We start from the raw sequence: 17,333 nt of genomic DNA on the forward strand, positions 1-17,333 counted from the left end.
TGTTGCTGGCTCGCCCTGCTGGCTTTCGTCGTCGGCTGTATCGCCGGGGACCAGTCTGACGTACGCCGCTGACACTCGGTGCGAGTCGGGGTCAAGTCGTGGCGAGAGGCCAGGGAGCCGCCGGGCTCAAGTTGTGCACAGGCCCCACTTCGAAGCGGATTTCGAGCTAACTCTAAGTGGCAGTAGTAGTAGGGCCTGTGGAAACGGTGGATAACCCTGTTTTCCCAGGTCAGACCCATTTTTTTATCCACCGCGCCTGTGGGTGGAGCCGGTGGACAACTCACCGGTTCTGTGGACACCCGAAAGTTCTGCACACCCGATGCACAGGAAGGGTCGACTTCTCCCCAGGGCTGTCCCCAGCTTTACCCACGTTCCCCACAGCCCAACCGGCCTCGTTGGTGTGACGCCTTTCACTCGACCCGGTGACGGGGGGTGTTGCGTTGCCGAACAGTGGACAGCGCTGTGGAGAAGCTGTGGGCAACGGGCCACAGCCTGTGGGCCGTCGGTGGACAACTTTGACCACAGGCTGTGGACAGAGAATTCGTCCACAGCCTGTGGACGAAGCTTGCGCACAAATCCACAAGTATCTGACCTGGGGTGATGGAGTATCAGGGCGTCGGCCTGTGGAAGCAATCTGGACAACTGAACAGTCCCCAGGGTGTGGACGGGGAAAAGTACCCGGATCTGTGGAGAACCCCCTCGGACCGGCGCGTATTCGAACACCGGGGGCCGGGGCGAGCCCTACGGACCGGTCGCGGCGGGCCGTACACAGGGGCGGGAACGACGCCATACGTACGAATGCGGCGGACGTACGGGGGCTCCTGGGCAACGCGAAGGGCGCCCGGGACGGGGTGTCCGGGCGCCCTGAGAGGCTCTGTGAGCGGTCTGCTCAGCCGTTCTTGATGCGGTTGGTGAGCTCGGTGACCTGGTTGTAGATGGAGCGCCGCTCGGCCATCAGCGCGCGGATCTTCCGGTCGGCGTGCATCACCGTCGTGTGGTCGCGGCCGCCGAACTGCGCCCCGATCTTCGGCAGCGAGAGGTCGGTGAGCTCGCGGCACAGGTACATCGCGATCTGGCGGGCCGTCACCAGGACCCGGCTGCGCGAGGATCCGCACAGGTCCTCGACGGTGAGCCCGAAGTAGTCGGCGGTCGCCGCCATGATCGCGCCGGCCGTGATCTCGGGCGCCGAGTCCTCGCCGCCGGGGATCAGGTCCTTCAGCACGATCTCGGTGAGTCCCAGGTCGACCGGCTGCCGGTTGAGCGACGCGAACGCCGTCACCCGGATCAGTGCGCCCTCCAGCTCACGGATGTTCCGCGAGATCCGGGACGCGATGAACTCCAGCACCTCCGGCGGGGCGTTGAGCTGCTCCTGCACCGCCTTCTTACGGAGGATCGCGATGCGCGTCTCCAGCTCCGGCGGCTGAACATCGGTGGTCAGACCCCACTCGAAACGGTTCCTCAGCCGGTCCTCAAGCGTCATCAGCTGCTTGGGCGGCCGGTCGGAGGAGAGCACGATCTGCTTGTTGGCGTTGTGGAGCGTGTTGAAGGTGTGGAAGAACTCCTCCTGCGTCGACTCCTTGCTCGCCAGGAACTGGATGTCGTCGACCAGGAGGATGTCCACGTCCCGGTACCGCTTGCGGAAGGTGTCGCCCTTGCCGTCGCGGATCGAGTTGATGAACTCGTTGGTGAACTCCTCGGAGCTCACGTAGCGCACACGCGTGCCCGGGTAGAGGCTGCGGGCGTAGTGCCCGATGGCGTGCAGCAGATGCGTTTTGCCAAGGCCCGACTCCCCGTAGATGAAGAGCGGGTTGTACGCCTTGGCCGGCGCCTCGGCGACGGCGACGGCCGCCGCGTGCGCGAACCGGTTCGAGGAACCGATGACGAACGTGTCGAAGAGGTACTTGGGGTTGAGGCGCGCGTGCGGCTCGCCGGGGCCGCCGGGCCGGGCCGCCGAGGACGACGAGGGGCCGCCCATCGGACGCGGGCCGCCGCCGCCCTGCGGGCCGCCGTGGTGCTGCTGGGACTGCGGCTCGGAGAGATCGTGGCGCTCGTGGCGCTCCGGCCGCTGCTGCTCGTACGGCTGCGACTGCTGCTCGTACTGCGGGCGCTCGGGCATCTGCGGCTGCCGGTAGTCGTGCTGCGGCTGCTGCGGGCGGGCGGTCGCGTACGGGTCGCGGTCCTGGAAGCCGCCGAGGCGGGGCTGCTGCCAGGACAGGTCTTCCTGGGCGCGCGGCCAGGCGCCGGGCTCGGGGCGCTGCTGCTGGTAGTCCGGGTACGCGGGGCGCACGGTCGGCAGGCCGTCGTCGGCCGGGCGGCCGTAGGCGTCGTCCTGGTAGCGCGGGGGCTGCTGCTGGGGCGGCGCGGACTGCGGACCGCCGCCCGGGGGCTCGCCCACGGAGTCGTCGACGGTGATCGCGATCCGGATCGGGCGGCCGCACTCACGGCTGAGCGTGTCGCTGATCAGCGGGGCCAGGCGGCCTTCCAGGACGCGCTTGCCCCACTCGTTGGGCACGGCGAGCAGCGCCGTGTCGGCGACCAGGGCGAGCGGCTGGCAGCGCTCGATCCACTGCTTGTCCTTGGGCTCGATGCCCTGCTGGCCCTCCCCGAGGAGCTGCTCCAGCACTCGTGGCCACACTGCGGCAAGATCGGCAGGTACGTCAGCCACAAGGCACGCTCTCTCGCAGGTCCCACGAATGTGTGGTTCTCGGGACGGGATGGAAGGACAGGCAAGGACAGGCAAGGACAGAGAGGAAAAGGTCAGGGTCGAGCCACGGTAGTCGCGGCGACTGACGTGGTTCAAGTTGTTGTCCACAGGCTGTGCACAGTGGGCCCCATGAAGACGCTGGTTTGACCGGATGGCGTAGCCGCGCGTACCGTAACCAGGTCGAGTTGTCGATGGCTGCTGCCGCCTGCCTCCGATGGGCAAAGATCACGGTCTGTGATCGTGAAGCGGTGCACTCGGGCGTATTGCGAGCTTCGCGAATTGCGAGCTTCTCGTGGGCGCACGGTGACAGCCAGGCGATGTCCCGCCACCACCGAATCATTTCTGGAGCCCCCGAGTGAGCAAGCGCACCTTCCAGCCGAACAACCGTCGTCGCGCCAAGACCCACGGCTTCCGCCTGCGGATGCGTACCCGTGCCGGTCGCGCCATCCTTGCGAACCGTCGTGGCAAGGGCCGCGCCAGCCTGTCCGCCTAATCGCATACAGGTCATGACGTGCTGCCTACCGAGAATCGGCTGAGGCGGCGCGAAGAATTCGCGACCGCGGTACGCCGAGGACGCCGGGCCGGTCGCCCGCTCCTTGTCGTCCATCTACGCAGCGGTGCAACGGACCCGCACGCGCCTGGGGAGAGCGCTCCCCCGACGCGTGCGGGTTTCGTCGTCAGCAAGGCCGTGGGTGTGGCGGTCGTCCGCAACCTGGTGAAGCGAAGGCTTCGCCATCTGATGCGCGATCGGCTGTCCCAGCTGCCCCCCGGTAGCCTGGTGGTCGTACGAGCATTGCCCGGCGCGGGCGATGCCGATCATGCACATCTGGCCCGAGACCTGGACGCCGCCCTTCAGCGGCTGCTGGGAGGGGGTGCGCGATGAAGTACCCGCTGCTGGCCCTGATCAAGCTGTACCAGTGGACGATCAGCCCGCTGCTCGGGCCCGTCTGCAGGTACTACCCGTCGTGTTCCCACTACGGATTCACGGCCATTGACCGGCATGGCGCGGTGAAGGGCACGGCACTGACCGCCTGGCGGATTCTGCGGTGCAATCCGTGGTCACCGGGCGGCGTGGACTACGTCCCCGAACGCAAGCGCCCTCGTTGGCACGAGGCGCTGCGCAACGCCTGGCGCGGCAGCAAGGGCGGGCACTTTGCCGCAGAGACCGAGCCCAGCCCGGCCGCAGAGACCTCGCCCAATGCTCAAGGAGCCTGATTAGTGGACACGATTGCCAGTCTGTTCAGCTTTATCACCTGGCCTGTTTCCTGGGTCATCGTCCAGTTCCACAGGTTGTACGGCGCGATCTTCGGGCCGGACACGGGCTGGGCCTGGGGCCTGTCGATCGTGTCCCTCGTGGTGCTGATCCGTATCTGCCTGATCCCGCTCTTCGTGAAGCAGATCAAGTCGACCCGGAACATGCAGGCGCTCCAGCCGAAGATGAAGGCCATCCAGGAGCGCTACAAGAGCGACAAGCAGCGACAGTCCGAAGAGATGATGAAGCTGTACAAGGAGACGGGCACCAACCCGCTCTCCTCGTGTCTTCCCATCCTGGCGCAGTCGCCGTTCTTCTTCGCGCTCTACCACGTGCTGTCGGGCATCGCGAGCGGCAAGACCATCGGCGTCATCAACCAGCCGCTGCTGGAGAGCGCCCAGAAGGCGCACATCTTGGGCGCCCCGCTGGCGGCCAAGTTCACGGACAGCGCCTCCAAGGTCGAGAGCCTGGGCGCCACGCTGACCGACGTCCGCGTCGTGACCGCGATCATGATCGTGATGATGTCCGCCTCGCAGTTCTTCACCCAGCGCCAGCTGATGACGAAGAACGTGGACCTCTCGGTGAAGACGCCGTTCATGCAGCAGCAGAAGATGCTGATGTACGTCTTCCCGGTCATGTTCGCCGTGATGGGTATCAACTTCCCCGTCGGTGTCCTCGTCTACTGGCTGACCACCAACGTGTGGACCATGGGCCAGCAGATGTACGTGATCAACCAGAACCCGACGCCGGGCTCGAAGGCGCAGGCCAGCTACCTGGAGCGGCTGAGCAAGAGCATCGCCGCCCACAATGACGTCCGCGGCAAGCGCCGTCGCGCGGTGGTCCAGGCGATCGTGGCCAAGGGCCCGGACCGCAACGACAACGAGCGCAAGTTCATCAGCGGCCTGGCCAAGCAGGGCTTCGCGGCCCAGGCCGACGGCTCCGTGGCCAAGAGCGAGACGGCCGTGGCCGAGGCGGAGGGCGGCGCGCCCAAGCGGCAGCAGCCCAAGCGTCAGACCAAGGCCCAGCGCCAGTCCGGTGCGACCGCCGTGCAGGGTGGCGGCGATGGTGAGGAGCCGGCGAAGACCTCGCTGGAAAAGGGCACGTCGGACGAGGACTCCGCGGAGAAGCAGGACGCGCCGCAGAACGCCAAGTCCAAGACGGCGGGCAAGCCCGCCTCCGGTACCGCACGCAGCAAGGCCCAGTCCGGACAGCGCAAGGGTCAGCAGCGGCCCAAGCACCCGTCCAAGAAGTAAGAAGGAGTCCATCCGTGACGGAAGGCACCATCCCGGCCGCCGAGGGTGTTGACACCCTGTCCCGCCTGGAGCAGGAGGGGGAGATCGCCGCCGACTACCTTGAGGGCCTGCTCGACATCGCCGACCTGGACGGCGACATCGACATGGACGTCGAGGCGGACCGTGCCGCGGTTTCGATCATCAGCGACGCCAACAGCCGTGACCTGCAGAAGCTCGTCGGCCGTGACGGTGAGGTGCTGGAGGCGCTCCAGGAGCTGACGCGACTGGCCGTGCACCGGGAGACCGGCGACCGCAGCCGTCTGATGCTCGACATCGCGGGTTTCCGGGCCAAGAAGCGCACGGAACTGTCCGAGCTGGGTGCCAAGACGGCGGACGAGGTCAAGGACTCCGGCCAGCCGGTGAAGCTCCAGCCCATGACGCCGTTCGAGCGCAAGGTCGTGCACGACGCGGTCGCCGCCGCCGGTCTGCGCAGCGAGTCCGAGGGCGAGGAGCCGCAGCGCTTCGTCGTCGTGCTCCCCGCCTGAGCGGTTCATTGCTTGTTCGGCCCCGTCTGTTCGCAGGCGGGGCCGAACTTTGTCAGCCTGATAGTCAGCCACCCCAGCGCGGGAAGCGCGGTACGGAAGGACGGTCCCCCGTGACGGAGGCAGCAGCAGAGCTTCCCCAGGCGCCCGAAGAGGCGCGCGCGGTATTCGGCGAGTACTTTCCGGAAGCCGTCCGGTACGCCGAGCTGCTCGCGGACGCGGGAGTCAAGCGCGGCCTGATCGGCCCGCGCGAGGTGCCCCGCCTCTGGGAGCGCCACCTGCTCAATTGCGCCGTGCTCTCCGAGGTCGTCCCCGAGGGCGTCACGGTCTGCGATGTCGGCTCCGGCGCCGGTCTGCCCGGTATTCCGCTGGCGCTGGTGCGCCCGGATCTGAAGATCACGCTCCTTGAGCCGCTGTTGCGGCGCACCAATTTCCTTCAGGAAGTCGTGGAGCTGCTGGGCCTGGACCATGTGACCGTGGTGCGCGGCCGGGCCGAGGAGATGCTGGGCAAGGTGCAGCCGGTGCATGTGGTCACGGCCCGTGCGGTGGCCCCGCTGGACCGGCTGGCCGGGTGGGGTGTGCCCCTGCTGCGTCCTTACGGCGAGATGCTGGCGCTCAAGGGCGACACCGCCGAGGAGGAGATCCAGGGTGCGCGGGCCGCGCTGAGCAAGCTCGGTGTGGTGAATACCTCAGTGCTGCATGTCGGCGAGGGCATCGTGGACCCGCTGTCGACGGTGGTGCGGGTCGAGGTCGGGGAGAGCCCGGGCGGTGTGCGGTTCGCCGCCAAGCGGGCCAAGGCCGCCAGGACCAGCCGTACCAGGCGCCGCCGCTGACCCGCAGGCCTGCCGAGGGGCGGATGCTCCATAGAAGGTGCGATACGTACGCATTTCGGAGTGTCGTGACGATCTGACCGCAGGGCGCGTGCATCGTGTTTCACGTGAAACGTCGCTCTCTGCTGCATGGAATCATCAGCCGCGGTCGTAATGCCGCGCCGCGCGACCGCAAGCCCTTGGGCGGGGCCCTGGAGTCCCCTTCACGGGCTACGGAGTTGTCCACAGAGGTGGATTCATCCACAGAAGAACGGGCCTCGCTGGTTCACGACCCCGAAAGCATGGCAGGCTCTGTGCATTGCGAGCCTGAAGTCGAGGAGAGTGAATCCTTGCGGTCCGACGCCAACATCGCGGGACCGATGACCGATCCGGTCCCCGGTCCCCGTACCGAATCGGCGGGGGAGGATGTTTCACGTGAAACACCGCCCCCGATGGACGACACCCCCATCGGTCGTGCTGCCCAGCTGGCGGTGGAAGCTCTCGGCCGTACCGGCGAGGGCCTGCCCCGGCCGGAGCAGACACGCATCATGGTGGTCGCCAACCAGAAGGGCGGAGTGGGAAAGACCACTACCACGGTCAATCTCGCCGCCTCCCTGGCGCTGCACGGTGCCCGGGTTCTGGTGGTCGACCTCGACCCGCAGGGCAACGCCTCCACCGCGCTGGGGATAGACCACCACGCCGACGTCCCCTCGATCTATGACGTCCTGGTGGAGAGCAGACCGCTCTCCGAGGTCGTCCAGCCGGTCCGGGACGTGGAGGGCCTCTTCTGTGCCCCGGCCACGATCGACCTGGCCGGCGCGGAGATCGAGCTGGTGTCCCTGGTGGCACGGGAGAGCCGTCTGCAGCGCGCCATCCAGGCGTACGAGCAGCCGCTGGATTACATCCTGATCGACTGCCCGCCGTCCCTGGGGCTCCTCACCGTCAACGCTCTCGTCGCCGGTGCCGAGGTCCTGATCCCCATCCAGTGCGAGTACTACGCGCTGGAGGGACTGGGCCAGCTGCTGCGGAACGTCGACCTGGTGCGAGGGCATCTGAACCCCACGCTGCATGTCTCGACGATCCTGCTCACCATGTACGACGGCAGGACCAGGCTCGCCTCCCAGGTGGCCGACGAGGTGCGCAGCCACTTCGGCCACGAGGTCCTGCGGACGAGCATCCCGCGATCGGTACGTATCTCGGAGGCTCCGAGCTACGGCCAGACGGTGCTCACCTATGACCCGGGCTCCAGCGGCTCGCTCTCGTATCTCGAAGCCGCCCGCGAGATCGCACTGCGCGGGGTCGGCATCAACTACGACCCGACGCACATCCCCGTGGGCAGTCAGAACAACCAGCACAGCATGTCGGAGGGGATCCAGTGAGTGAGCGACGTAGAGGTCTGGGGCGCGGGCTCGGTGCGCTGATCCCCGCCGCCCCGCAGGAGAAGTCCGTGCCCTCGGTGGGGACGGCTTCCACGTCCCCGGCGGCGGTGCCGGTGCTGACCGCGGAGCGCGGGGTGGCGGCGGCGAAGCTGGGCACGCTCCCGGCGGCTTCTGTTTCACGTGAAACACCGGTGCCGGTCCAGGCACCCGAGCCGGTGGTGCCGCAGCTGAAGGCGCCCGCGGGGGCGTATTTCGCGGAGCTGCCACTGGACGCGATCACGCCCAACCCGCGCCAGCCGCGTGAGGTGTTCGACGAGGACGCCCTCGCCGAGCTCATCACTTCCATCAAGGAAGTCGGGCTTCTCCAGCCCGTCGTCGTACGGCAGCTGACGCCCGAGCGCTTTGAGCTCATCATGGGAGAGCGGCGCTGGCGGGCCTGCCGCGAGGCGGGCCTGGAGCGGATCCCCTCGATCGTGCGGGACACGGACGATGACAAGCTGCTCCTGGACGCACTCCTGGAGAACCTGCACCGCTCCCAGCTGAACCCGCTGGAAGAGGCTGCGGCGTACGACCAGCTGCTGAGGGACTTCGAGTGCACGCATGACCAGCTGGCCGACCGCATCGGCCGCTCGCGCCCGCAGGTCTCCAACACCCTGCGCCTGCTGCGGCTCTCGCCGCCGGTTCAGCGCAGGGTGGCGGCCGGGGTCCTCTCGGCGGGCCACGCCCGGGCGCTGCTCTCCGTCGACGACTCGGACGAGCAGGACCGGCTGGCGCACCGCATCGTGGCTGAGGGGCTTTCGGTGCGGGCGGTCGAGGAGATCGTGACCCTGCTGAACTCGGAGCCCAAGAGCGCCGCCAAGGCGAAGGGCCCGCGCGCCGGGACCCGGCTGGCGCCGGCGCTCTCCGATCTGGCCTCCCGGCTCTCGGACCGCTTCGAGACGCGGGTGAAGGTCGACCTCGGCCAGAAGAAGGGAAAGATCGTCGTCGAGTTCGCGTCGATGGACGATCTGGAGCGAATCCTCGGCACCCTCGCCCCTGGCGAGGGACGGGTCCTCAACAAGGGCCTCGCCGAGGACTCCGAGGACGGCGACGAAGTCTGAGCCGGTGACCTGCTCCCCGTCTGAGCCACGGCAGTTGTCGTGAAGGGCGGGCTGTGTTCCGATGCATACAGGAACACAGCCCGCCCTTTGCTGTTGTGCGGTATCCGCACTGGCGTTGGGTGGATACGATGCGTTCTGGTATGGCACATCCACCTTGGGCCACTTCGGAGGGAGGGCGGTGAGCCATGCGAACGGTGAGCCGTACCCGACTGGTGACAGCGGGGCTGGGCCTCGGGGCGGTCGGCGGGTTCGTCGGCAGTCTTCTCCGGGAACGGAGTGCACTGGCAGCCGCCCACGGGGCGGCAGGCGAGGGAAGCGAGGAACAGCCTTCATGGGGCGTCGGCTTGTACCGCTCACGCTGGACAACCTTCCGGACCTTCCCAAGCGCTGCCGCGCCTGTGTCTTCTGGGAACTTGACCCAGTCAGCGGAGAGGCCGCGATAAAGGCGGGGACGCCCGAGCTCGAAAAGGAAGCCTGGATATCGGCCGTGCTCCTGGAGTGGGGCTCGTGTGGCCGGGTCGTCTATGTCGACGACGTGCCTGTGGGCTTCGTCCTCTACGCCCCGCCCGCGTATGTGCCGCGCGCCACGGCCTTCCCTACCAGCCCGGTGTCCCCCGACGCGGTGCAGCTGATAACGGGGTGGATCATGCCCGGCTATCAGGGCCAGGGGCTGGGGAGAGTGATGGTGCAGACGGTCGCCAAGGATCTGCTGCGCCGGGGCTTCAAGGCCATCGAGGCGTTCGGGGACGCCCGCTGGCACGAGCCCGCGTGTGTGCTGCCCGCCGACCATCTGCTGGCGGTGGGCTTCAAGACCGTACGGCCGCATCCCCGGTATCCCCGGCTGCGGCTGGAGCTGAGGACGACGCTCTCCTGGAAGGAAGACGTCGAACTGGCCCTGGACCGGCTGCTGGGAGCCGTCCAGAAGGAGCCCGCCCTGCGGCCGCTGTAGAACTTCACGGCACTCGCGGAACGCCGCGGCTCTCGGGCGTCCGGACATGCGAACGGGCCCGCCCTCTGATGAGGGGCGGGCCCGTTCGCGCTGTTTCACGTGAAACAGCGCGGCTGGGACCTACTCGCCGAGGAAGCCGTCGAGGTCGCGCAGAAGAGCAGCCTTCGGCTTGGCGCCCACGATGGTCTTGGCGACCTCGCCGCCCTGGTAGACGTTCAGGGTCGGGATGGACATCACGCCGTACTTGGCGGCAGTGGCCGGGTTCTCGTCGATGTTGAGCTTGACGATCTCGATCTGGTCGCGGTGCTCCGCCGCGATGGCCTCCAGGGACGGGGCGATCTGGCGGCACGGGCCGCACCACGCCGCCCAGAAGTCCACGAGTACGGGCTTGTCGCTCTTGAGGACGACCTCGTCGAAGTCGGCGTCGGTCACGTTCTTCAGGGTGCCGGCCACGGCAGCCTCCTTGCGGGTGTGGGGTGAGGGGTGGGGAGGGAGGTCAGGATGGTTCAGACGGCGGCCGCGGCGGCCTTCTCGTCGTCGGCGAGCGCGGCCAGGAAGCGCTCGGCGTCGAGAGCGGCGGAGCAGCCCGTACCGGCGGCGGTGATCGCCTGGCGGTAGGTGTGGTCCACCACGTCACCGGCGCCGAAGACACCGGTCAGGTTGGTACGGGTGGAGGGCGCGGCGACCTTGAGGTAGCCCTCGTCGTCCAGGTCGAGCTGGCCCTTGAAGAGCTCGGTGCGCGGGTCGTGGCCCACGGCGATGAAGAGGCCGGTCACCGCCAGCTCGGAGGTCTCACCGGTCTTGGTGTTGCGCAGGGTCAGACTGGAAAGCTTCTGGTCGCCGTGGATCTCGGCGACCTCGCTGTCCCAGGCGAACTTGATCTTCGGGTCGGCGAAGGCGCGTTCCTGCATCGCCTTGGAGGCGCGCAGGCTGTCCCGGCGGTGGACGATGGTGACCGACTTGGCGAAGCGCGAGAGGAAGGTCGCTTCCTCCATCGCGGTGTCGCCGCCGCCGACCACGGCGATGTCCTGGTCCTTGAAGAAGAACCCGTCGCAGGTGGCGCACCAGGAGACACCGCGCCCGGAGAGCTTGTCCTCGTTCGGCAGCCCGAGCTTGCGGTGCTGGGAGCCGGTCGTGACGATCACGGCCTTGGCGCGGTGGACGGTGCCGGCGGTGTCCGTGACGGTCTTGATCTCGCCGCTGAGGTCGACGGTCACGACGTCGTCCGGGACCAGCTCGGCGCCGAAGCGCTCGGCCTGCGCCCGCATGTTGTCCATGAGGTCGGGGCCCACGATTCCGTCGCGGAAGCCGGGGAAGTTCTCCACCTCGGTGGTGTTCATCAGGGCGCCACCGGCGGTGACGGCGCCTTCGAACACCAGCGGCTGAAGCGACGCACGCGCGGTGTAGAGCGCAGCCGTGTAGCCGGCCGGCCCGGAGCCAATGATGATCACGTTACGGACGTCGCTCACGGATTTCTTCCTCGTCTCTGCGGACTGCCTACTGCCTACCGGGGCCCGGTCCAGGACTCTCACCCCACCCAACGGATCCTACGGGGCGAGCATTCCCGGAGCGTCTCAGCGACGGGGATAGGCGTGGGTCAGCAGCAGCTTGCCCTTGGCGTCGGGCGCCGCGGTCTCGCAGGCCGCGTCGACGACGTACGCCTGGACCTGTGAGGTGTCCGTGGGGTGCGGAAGGACGACGAGGTAGGCCCGGGTCCCCTGGTACTCGCCCGTTTCGACGGCGAGCGGGGGCTGCGAGGTCCGGCCGGTGCCCGCCTGGACGCACGGCGGCACGGTGACATCGACGCCGAGCTTCGGGGAGTTGGACGTGACGCCGAGGTCCGGCTTCTTGCCCGACGGGGAGGTCCCGGCGCTCTCCAGCGCGGGCCGCGAGGACAGCAGGGTCTGCACCTGCCCGGCGAGGGAGGCCTCGGAGAAGACATCCCCGTGCTGCTGGGGGGATGCGATGTCGGACTTCTGGGCGGGGTTGTCATCGGACGGCTGGAGCGTCTGCACCAGGAAGACACCCACCCCGATCGCCGCCGCGCCGAAGACAGCTCCGAGCACGGCCGTGCGGCGACGCCGAGGGGTGCGGGGGCGGCCGGGTCCGGTGGCTGCCCGGGGGCGCCCGGCCGGGCGGCCCGCCGCAAGAGCGTCGGCAGCGACGGATCCGAGCGATGTTTCACGTGAAACATGCGCCGCGTCTTCGCCCGTCTCGGCGCTGACGGGCGTTTCCGTGGCGACGGATACCGCGGTCGCCCCCACGGGAACGGGCGTCCCGTTGGGCGCCGTGGCGTCGAGGAGAGCCTCGGCGGCCAGCGCCGCGTCGATCCGGCCCGCGATGTCGGCGGGCATACGCGGCGGCCCGGGCAGGGTGCCGAGCAGCTCGCGGATCTCCGCCAAGGAGGCGTGGACGTCCGCGCAGAGGTCGCAGCCGTCCAGGTGCCGGCGCACGGCGGCCGTACGGGAGGGGGGCAGCAGGCCCTCGTGGAGGTCGGAGATCTCCGAGACGTCCGGGTGCTGAGCCATGTCGGCCGTGGATGTCACGTGCGCCCACCTCCGCCCTTCACAGCAGCAGGATCATTCGGTCCTGCGTCCCTTGGTCCCGACGCAGGTGGGACGGATGTCCCCGGCGTCCGGTTCCTTCCCCCACCGCGCTCCTGGCTATCCCCGGTATCGCCCGCATCACCGCGCAGATGACTGAGCAGGGGTTGCAGCCGGGCCCGGCCCCGGGCGCAGCGGCTTTTGACGGTTCCCACCGGCACGTCGAGAACCTCCGCCGCCTCCGCCACCGGATAGCCCTGCATGTCGACCAGGACCAGGGCGGCGCGCTGTTCGGCCGGGAGCGTCCCCAGCGCCTTCACCAGCTGCCGGTGGAGGTCCTGGCGCTCCGCGGGTGCCTCGGCCGACTCGTGGGGCTCCAGGAGCAGCTCCAGGCGTTCCGCGTCGTCGACCGGCGAGGTCTTGCGGGACGCCGCCTTGCGGGCCCGGTCGAGGCAGGCGTTCACCGTGATGCGGTGCAGCCACGTCGTGACGGCCGACTGGCCGCGGAAGGTGTGGGCGGCCCGGTAGGCCGACACCAGGGCGTCCTGGACGGCGTCGGCGGCCTCCTCGCGGTCGCCGAGCGTCCGCAGGGCGACCGCCCAGAGTCTGTCCCGGTGGCGCCGGACCAGCTCGCCGAAGGCGTCGGGGTCACCGTCGACATGGCGGGCCAGAAGGTCCTGGTCGCTCGCGCCGCCGTATGTGGCGTCGTCCAACGGTGAGCCCCCTCCCCGCGCTGTCGGATCTTCTGTCGTACTTCCGGATCAGCCGGTGAACTTGACGTCCGTTATGGCCTGCTTGAAACCGGCGCCGCTGAATTCGTCTCTGGGCGCGTCCGGCACTGCCGTGAGCCACAGGACGACGTAGCGGGTCTTCACCGGCTTCGCCGCCTTGAGATCGGCCGAGGTGCCGCTCGTCGTCGTGGTCGCGATCTGCGTCATCGAGCCGACCGGCGTGCTCGGCGACATGGAGTCCGCCGCGTACAGCGCCAGCGTGGTGTGGTCGCCGCCGTACCGGAGCGCTATCGACGCCGCCGACACGTCCTTCTCGGACCCGAGGTCGTAGACGATGCCCACACCCTGCTTGAAGGGGGCGAGCTTGGGGCCGCCGATGTAGCTCTTGGAGTTCCAGTACGTGGAGGAGTCGCCGTCGTACGTTTTGCCCACCGCCTCGGGCTTCTGCGGCTTGCCGTCCGGGGCGTACTCCTCAGCGCCCTGGATCCGCAGTGGCACCGGCGCCTTCGGCTTGTCGCCGTCGCTCTTGTTCGGCTGCTGGGACGTCCCGGACTCGCCGGAGCCCTTGTCGTGGCCCAGGAGGCTGTCCGCGAGCTGCCAGCTGCCGAGGCCGAGCGCGGCGATCAGCAGCGCCGATACGGCCCACTTGATCGCCTTGCCGGTACGGCCCTGGAGCGTGGGCGGCGGGGCCGGCACGACCTGGGTGACCGCCGGGTGCGGTCCAGCGGGCGGGCGGCCGTAGGTGCCCTGCTGGTAGGTGGTGCGCTGGTACTCGGGCGGCGCGGTGAACGCGGGCTCCGGCGGGCGGATCCGCGGCATCGCAGAGACGGCCTTGACCAGCTCGTCCGGCGTGGTGCAGGCCGGCTCCTGGCGCGACGCGGTGGCGCCGTCGTTGGCCAGCGCCCGCATGGCGAGCTCGGAAAGACCCCGGTGGACGCCCGCGCGCACCTGGTCGGGAGCGATCAGGCCGACGCCCTTGGGCAGCCCGTGCAGGCCGTAGGCATCGCTGTCGTACGGCCAGCGCTGGGTCAGCGAGGCGTACAGCAGCGCGCCGACCGCCTCCGTGTCGGTCCGCTGGGGCGTGTCGGAGGTGATGCCGCGCAGTGCGGCGTTCACCGCGAGCCCGCGGATGCGGTACTGCCCCGAGGAGGTCCGCAGGACCGCGCCGGGAGTCAGCCGCAGATGCGCGAGGCCCTCGCGGTGGGCCGCCGCCATGGCCTGGGAGATCTGGGTGACCATCTGGTAGGCGTCGTGCGCCTCCAGCGGGCCGGAGGCCAGCAGCGCGGTCAGCTCGGTGGCGTCCGGCAGCCACTCGTGGACCACGTAGACGAGGTCGTTCTCCTCCACCGCGTCCAGGACCTGGACGAAGCGCGGGTCCCCCAGGAGCGCGGACGAGCGGGCGGCCGCCAGCACGGAACGCGCCCGCGGGTGGTCCGCCGGGAGCAGATGGACCCCGACGGCGCGGCGGAGTTTTTCGTCGACCGCCCGCCAGCTGCTGAAACCGTCCAGACGGGTGACGCACTCTTCGAGCCGGTAGCGTCTGGCGAGCTTGTGGCCGCTGTGCAACTCCGGTGTGGCGATGGAGGGCTCGGCGGGCTTCCGTTCACCGCCCGTGTCGCCGGGGCCCTGCTCCGCCGTGTCTGCCGTATCGATGGATTCCGCCACCCCGTCGGTCGTGGCCCCGTCCGCCTTGGCGGTCAGCGGGTTGTCGCCGCTGTTGTCGGCCACGTCGACGGCAGCCGTGCTACGTTCCGCCACCGTCGTTCCTGCCTCCCCATCCGTTGCGTGCTGTCGGCCAGCCATGCAAAGTCCTGCCAATTGTGCCCACAGTCCGGCGCTATGCACGACACACGGCGGCGGACGATGGTTGTGCGCGAGTGAACGGACTCAGCGTCCGAGCCGTCCCCGCACCATTCCGACCATGGAGTTGAGCTCCTCGATCCGCATCTTCTTCGCCGCGACGAAGAAGACACCGAGCAGCACGGTCCCGCCCGCCACGAGGGCGGCCAGCGAGCCGAGCGCCCCCTGGCCGAGCCCCTTGAGGACGACGTAGCCCAGCGCGCCGCCCATCGCGGCCGCCGGGACGGCCGCCAGGGACAGCCTCGCGTACGTACGCAGGACGCGCGTTCCGTCCAGGTCGCCGCCCAGACGGTTGCGCAGCCGGCGCCAGGCCACCCCGACGCCCACCGCGTAGGCCAGACCGTACGCGCCCGCCATTCCCACGACTGCCCACTGGGCGGGCAGGATCACATAGCAGGCGGCCGAGACCGCGGCGTTCACCGCGGCCACGATGACCGTGTTGTAGAACGGCGTCCGCGTGTCCTCGTACGCGTAGAAGCCGCGCAGCACGACGTACTGGACCGAGTACGGGATCAGCCCCAGTGCGAACGCCATCAGGATGAAGCCCATGGACCGGCCCGCCTCGACGCCGCTGCTGGAGTACAGCAGGGTGCACATCGGGACGCCGAGCGCGAGGAACATGAAGGAGACGGGGACGATCGCGACCGCCGAGTTGCGCAGACCCTGCGAGATGTCGTCGCGGACCGCGCCCGGGTCGTTGTCGTGCGCGGCCCGGGAGATGCGCGGCAGTAGCGCCGCCATCACCGAGACCGTGATGATCGCCTGCGGCATGCCCCAGATCAGCTGGGCGTTGGAGTAGGCGAGGAAGCCGGCGCCGTGCTCCCCGGAGGCCTTTCCGGCCGCCGTGGCGAGCTGGGTGACGACGAGCACGCCGGCCTGGTTGGCGAGCACGAACAGGACGGTCCACTTGGCGAGCTGGACCGTCTTGCCCAGACCGTGGCCCCGCCAGTCGAAGCGCGGCCGGAAGCGGAAGCCGGTCTCCCGCAGGTACGGGATCATCGCCAGGGCCTGGACGACCAGGCCGAGCAGGGTGCCGAGGCCCAGGAGGCGAATGCCCTCCGGCGGGATCGTCTGCACGCCCATGCGGGACTCGGCCGACGTGCCGTACACCCAGATGAACAGGCCGAACGTGCCGATCATGACGATGTTGTTGAGGACCGGGGTCCACATCATCGCGCCGAACTTGCCGCGGGCGTTGAGGATCTGGCCCATCACCACGTGCACACCCATGAAGAAGATCGTGGGCAGGCAGTAGCGGGCGAAGGTGACGGCGACGCTGTTGGCGGCCGTGTCGTCGGAGATGGTGCCCGACATCAGCTTGATCAACAGTGGAGCGGCGAAGACGACGACGGCCACGATGGCGCCGAGCGCCACCATGACCAGGGTGAGCAGTCGGTTGGCGTACGCCTCGCCGCCGTCCTCGTCGTCCTTCATGGACCGCACCAGCTGCGGCACGAAGACGGAGTTGAGGCCACCGCCGACGGTGAGGATGTAGATCATCGTCGGCAGGGTGTACGCGATGGTGTACGTGTCGCCCAGCAGCGAGGTGCCCAGCGCGGCGGTGATCACCAGGCTGCGGACGAAGCCGGTCAGGCGCGACACGAGCGTGCCCGCTGCCATCACGGCGCTCGACTTGAGCAGCCCGGAGGCGCGACCGCCGGACTTCTGCTGTGGCGTGGCGGGCAGCGGCTCGGGCTCCGGGGAGGCCGGTGCCGGACCGGACCCCTGCTGGTCGCGGTAGAGGTACGCGAAGGCGTCCTGCTCGGACGGCTCCTCGCCCGCCCGGGTGACCAGGTCGTCGACGCCCACGAACTGCGTGGTGCCGGCGGTGTCGCCGTACGGCAGATGGCGTGAGGGGCCGTCCGGCTCGGGCGGCGGGGTCTGGGCCCAGATCCGGGGGTCCGGTGCGTACTGCTGGGCGGGCGGCTGCTGGTAGAGCGGCTGCGGCTCGGCGTAGGTGCCCGGGGGCGGCGGCGGGTGCGCGGCGCGGTCGTACAGCGCCTCGGTCACCGGGTCCTGGGCGTACAGGTCCTGCGCCCGGTACGGATCGTTGCCGTAGGCGTCCTGGAAGTACGGGTCCGGCACGGGCTGCTGCGGCGGCACCTGCTCGGCGTAGGGAGGCACCGGGGGCGTGTTGCCGGACGACGCGGAGCCGCCGCCCGCGCCCTGCCCGCGGTCACCGTCGTACGGCGCGTTCATGGTTACCCCACCTCATCGTCCCCGGCCTGGCCG

General features: G+C 69.2%; 16 protein-coding genes. 9 read left to right on the plus strand and 7 right to left on the minus strand.

Going from position 1 to position 17,333, the window contains the following annotated elements; genetic code table 11:
• Positions 1–889 precede the first annotated feature (889 nt).
• Complete coding sequence (gene dnaA / locus ACFWA7_RS06970; RefSeq protein ID WP_385536127.1) at positions 890–2,665, minus strand: chromosomal replication initiator protein DnaA; 1,776 nt, start codon at positions 2,663–2,665, stop codon at positions 890–892.
• Positions 2,666–3,059: 394 nt separating this feature from the next.
• Between dnaA and rpmH the strand changes: the two genes are divergently transcribed.
• The 9 genes from rpmH (at position 3,060) to ACFWA7_RS07015 (ending at position 9,967) form a co-directional block, all read left to right on the plus strand.
• Complete coding sequence (rpmH, locus tag ACFWA7_RS06975) at positions 3,060–3,197, plus strand: 50S ribosomal protein L34 (protein ID WP_006381191.1); 138 nt, start codon at positions 3,060–3,062, stop codon at positions 3,195–3,197.
• A gap of 18 nt (positions 3,198–3,215) precedes the next feature.
• Positions 3,216–3,587: a ribonuclease P protein component gene (gene rnpA / locus ACFWA7_RS06980; protein WP_371653682.1), complete on the plus strand. Its 372-nt coding sequence runs from the start codon at positions 3,216–3,218 to the stop codon at positions 3,585–3,587.
• Entirely contained in the window at positions 3,584–3,919 is a 336-nt protein-coding gene (yidD, locus tag ACFWA7_RS06985) for a membrane protein insertion efficiency factor YidD (RefSeq protein WP_385536129.1), read from the plus strand. Before rnpA ends, yidD begins: the two co-directional genes overlap by 4 nt.
• A 3-nt stretch (positions 3,920–3,922) precedes the next feature.
• Positions 3,923–5,209, plus strand: a complete 1,287-nt coding sequence (gene yidC, locus ACFWA7_RS06990) for a membrane protein insertase YidC (RefSeq protein ID WP_385536131.1) — start codon at positions 3,923–3,925, stop codon at positions 5,207–5,209.
• A gap of 14 nt (positions 5,210–5,223) precedes the next feature.
• Positions 5,224–5,733 carry a protein jag gene (locus ACFWA7_RS06995; RefSeq protein ID WP_371653685.1) on the plus strand — a complete coding sequence of 170 codons (510 nt, stop codon included), beginning with the start codon at positions 5,224–5,226 and terminating at the stop codon, positions 5,731–5,733.
• Between the two features lie 110 nt (positions 5,734–5,843).
• Positions 5,844–6,563, plus strand: coding sequence for a 16S rRNA (guanine(527)-N(7))-methyltransferase RsmG (rsmG, locus tag ACFWA7_RS07000; protein WP_385536133.1), 720 nt, complete (start codon positions 5,844–5,846; stop codon positions 6,561–6,563).
• Positions 6,564–6,841: 278 nt separating this feature from the next.
• Positions 6,842–7,918: a ParA family protein gene (locus tag ACFWA7_RS07005; RefSeq protein WP_385821487.1), complete on the plus strand. Its 1,077-nt coding sequence runs from the start codon at positions 6,842–6,844 to the stop codon at positions 7,916–7,918.
• Positions 7,915–9,018, plus strand: a complete 1,104-nt coding sequence (locus ACFWA7_RS07010) for a ParB/RepB/Spo0J family partition protein (RefSeq protein WP_385821489.1) — start codon at positions 7,915–7,917, stop codon at positions 9,016–9,018. Before ACFWA7_RS07005 ends, ACFWA7_RS07010 begins: the two co-directional genes overlap by 4 nt.
• A 331-nt stretch (positions 9,019–9,349) precedes the next feature.
• Positions 9,350–9,967, plus strand: coding sequence for a GNAT family N-acetyltransferase (locus ACFWA7_RS07015; RefSeq protein WP_385536139.1), 618 nt, complete (start codon positions 9,350–9,352; stop codon positions 9,965–9,967).
• Between the two features lie 120 nt (positions 9,968–10,087).
• Here the strand turns inward: ACFWA7_RS07015 and trxA are convergent, their stop codons facing one another.
• The 6 genes from trxA to murJ form a co-directional block, all read right to left on the minus strand.
• Positions 10,088–10,420: a thioredoxin gene (gene trxA, locus ACFWA7_RS07020; protein ID WP_385536141.1), complete on the minus strand. Its 333-nt coding sequence runs from the start codon at positions 10,418–10,420 to the stop codon at positions 10,088–10,090.
• Between the two features lie 53 nt (positions 10,421–10,473).
• Positions 10,474–11,436 (minus strand): thioredoxin-disulfide reductase, encoded by a 963-nt coding sequence (trxB, locus tag ACFWA7_RS07025; RefSeq protein WP_385536143.1) that lies wholly within the window; start codon positions 11,434–11,436, stop codon positions 10,474–10,476.
• Between the two features lie 105 nt (positions 11,437–11,541).
• Entirely contained in the window at positions 11,542–12,513 is a 972-nt protein-coding gene (locus ACFWA7_RS07030; RefSeq protein WP_385536145.1) for an anti-sigma factor family protein, read from the minus strand.
• Positions 12,510–13,223, minus strand: coding sequence for an RNA polymerase sigma factor SigM (gene sigM, locus ACFWA7_RS07035; RefSeq protein ID WP_385536147.1), 714 nt, complete (start codon positions 13,221–13,223; stop codon positions 12,510–12,512). Before sigM ends, ACFWA7_RS07030 begins: the two co-directional genes overlap by 4 nt.
• 48 nt (positions 13,224–13,271) lie before the next feature.
• Positions 13,272–14,999, minus strand: a complete 1,728-nt coding sequence (locus ACFWA7_RS07040; protein ID WP_385536149.1) for a protein kinase family protein — start codon at positions 14,997–14,999, stop codon at positions 13,272–13,274.
• A gap of 129 nt (positions 15,000–15,128) precedes the next feature.
• Complete coding sequence (gene murJ / locus ACFWA7_RS07045; RefSeq protein ID WP_385821492.1) at positions 15,129–17,300, minus strand: murein biosynthesis integral membrane protein MurJ; 2,172 nt, start codon at positions 17,298–17,300, stop codon at positions 15,129–15,131.
• Positions 17,301–17,333: the final 33 nt, after the last annotated feature.

The organism is Streptomyces sp. NPDC059994 (assembly GCF_042737755.1).
Taxonomy (GTDB): domain Bacteria; phylum Actinomycetota; class Actinomycetes; order Streptomycetales; family Streptomycetaceae; genus Streptomyces.

Bases quoted from the DNA above. Each gene is read 5' to 3' on its own strand.
- murJ (WP_385821492.1), bottom strand. From the start codon at position 17,300: ATGAACGCGCCGTACGACGGTGACCGCGGGCAGGGCGCGGGCGGCGGC.
- yidD (WP_385536129.1), top strand. From the start codon at position 3,584: ATGAAGTACCCGCTGCTGGCCCTGATCAAGCTGTACCAGTGGACGATC.
- ACFWA7_RS07015 (WP_385536139.1), top strand. From the start codon at position 9,350: ATGGGGCGTCGGCTTGTACCGCTCACGCTGGACAACCTTCCGGACCTT.
- ACFWA7_RS07005 (WP_385821487.1), top strand. From the start codon at position 6,842: ATGGCAGGCTCTGTGCATTGCGAGCCTGAAGTCGAGGAGAGTGAATCC.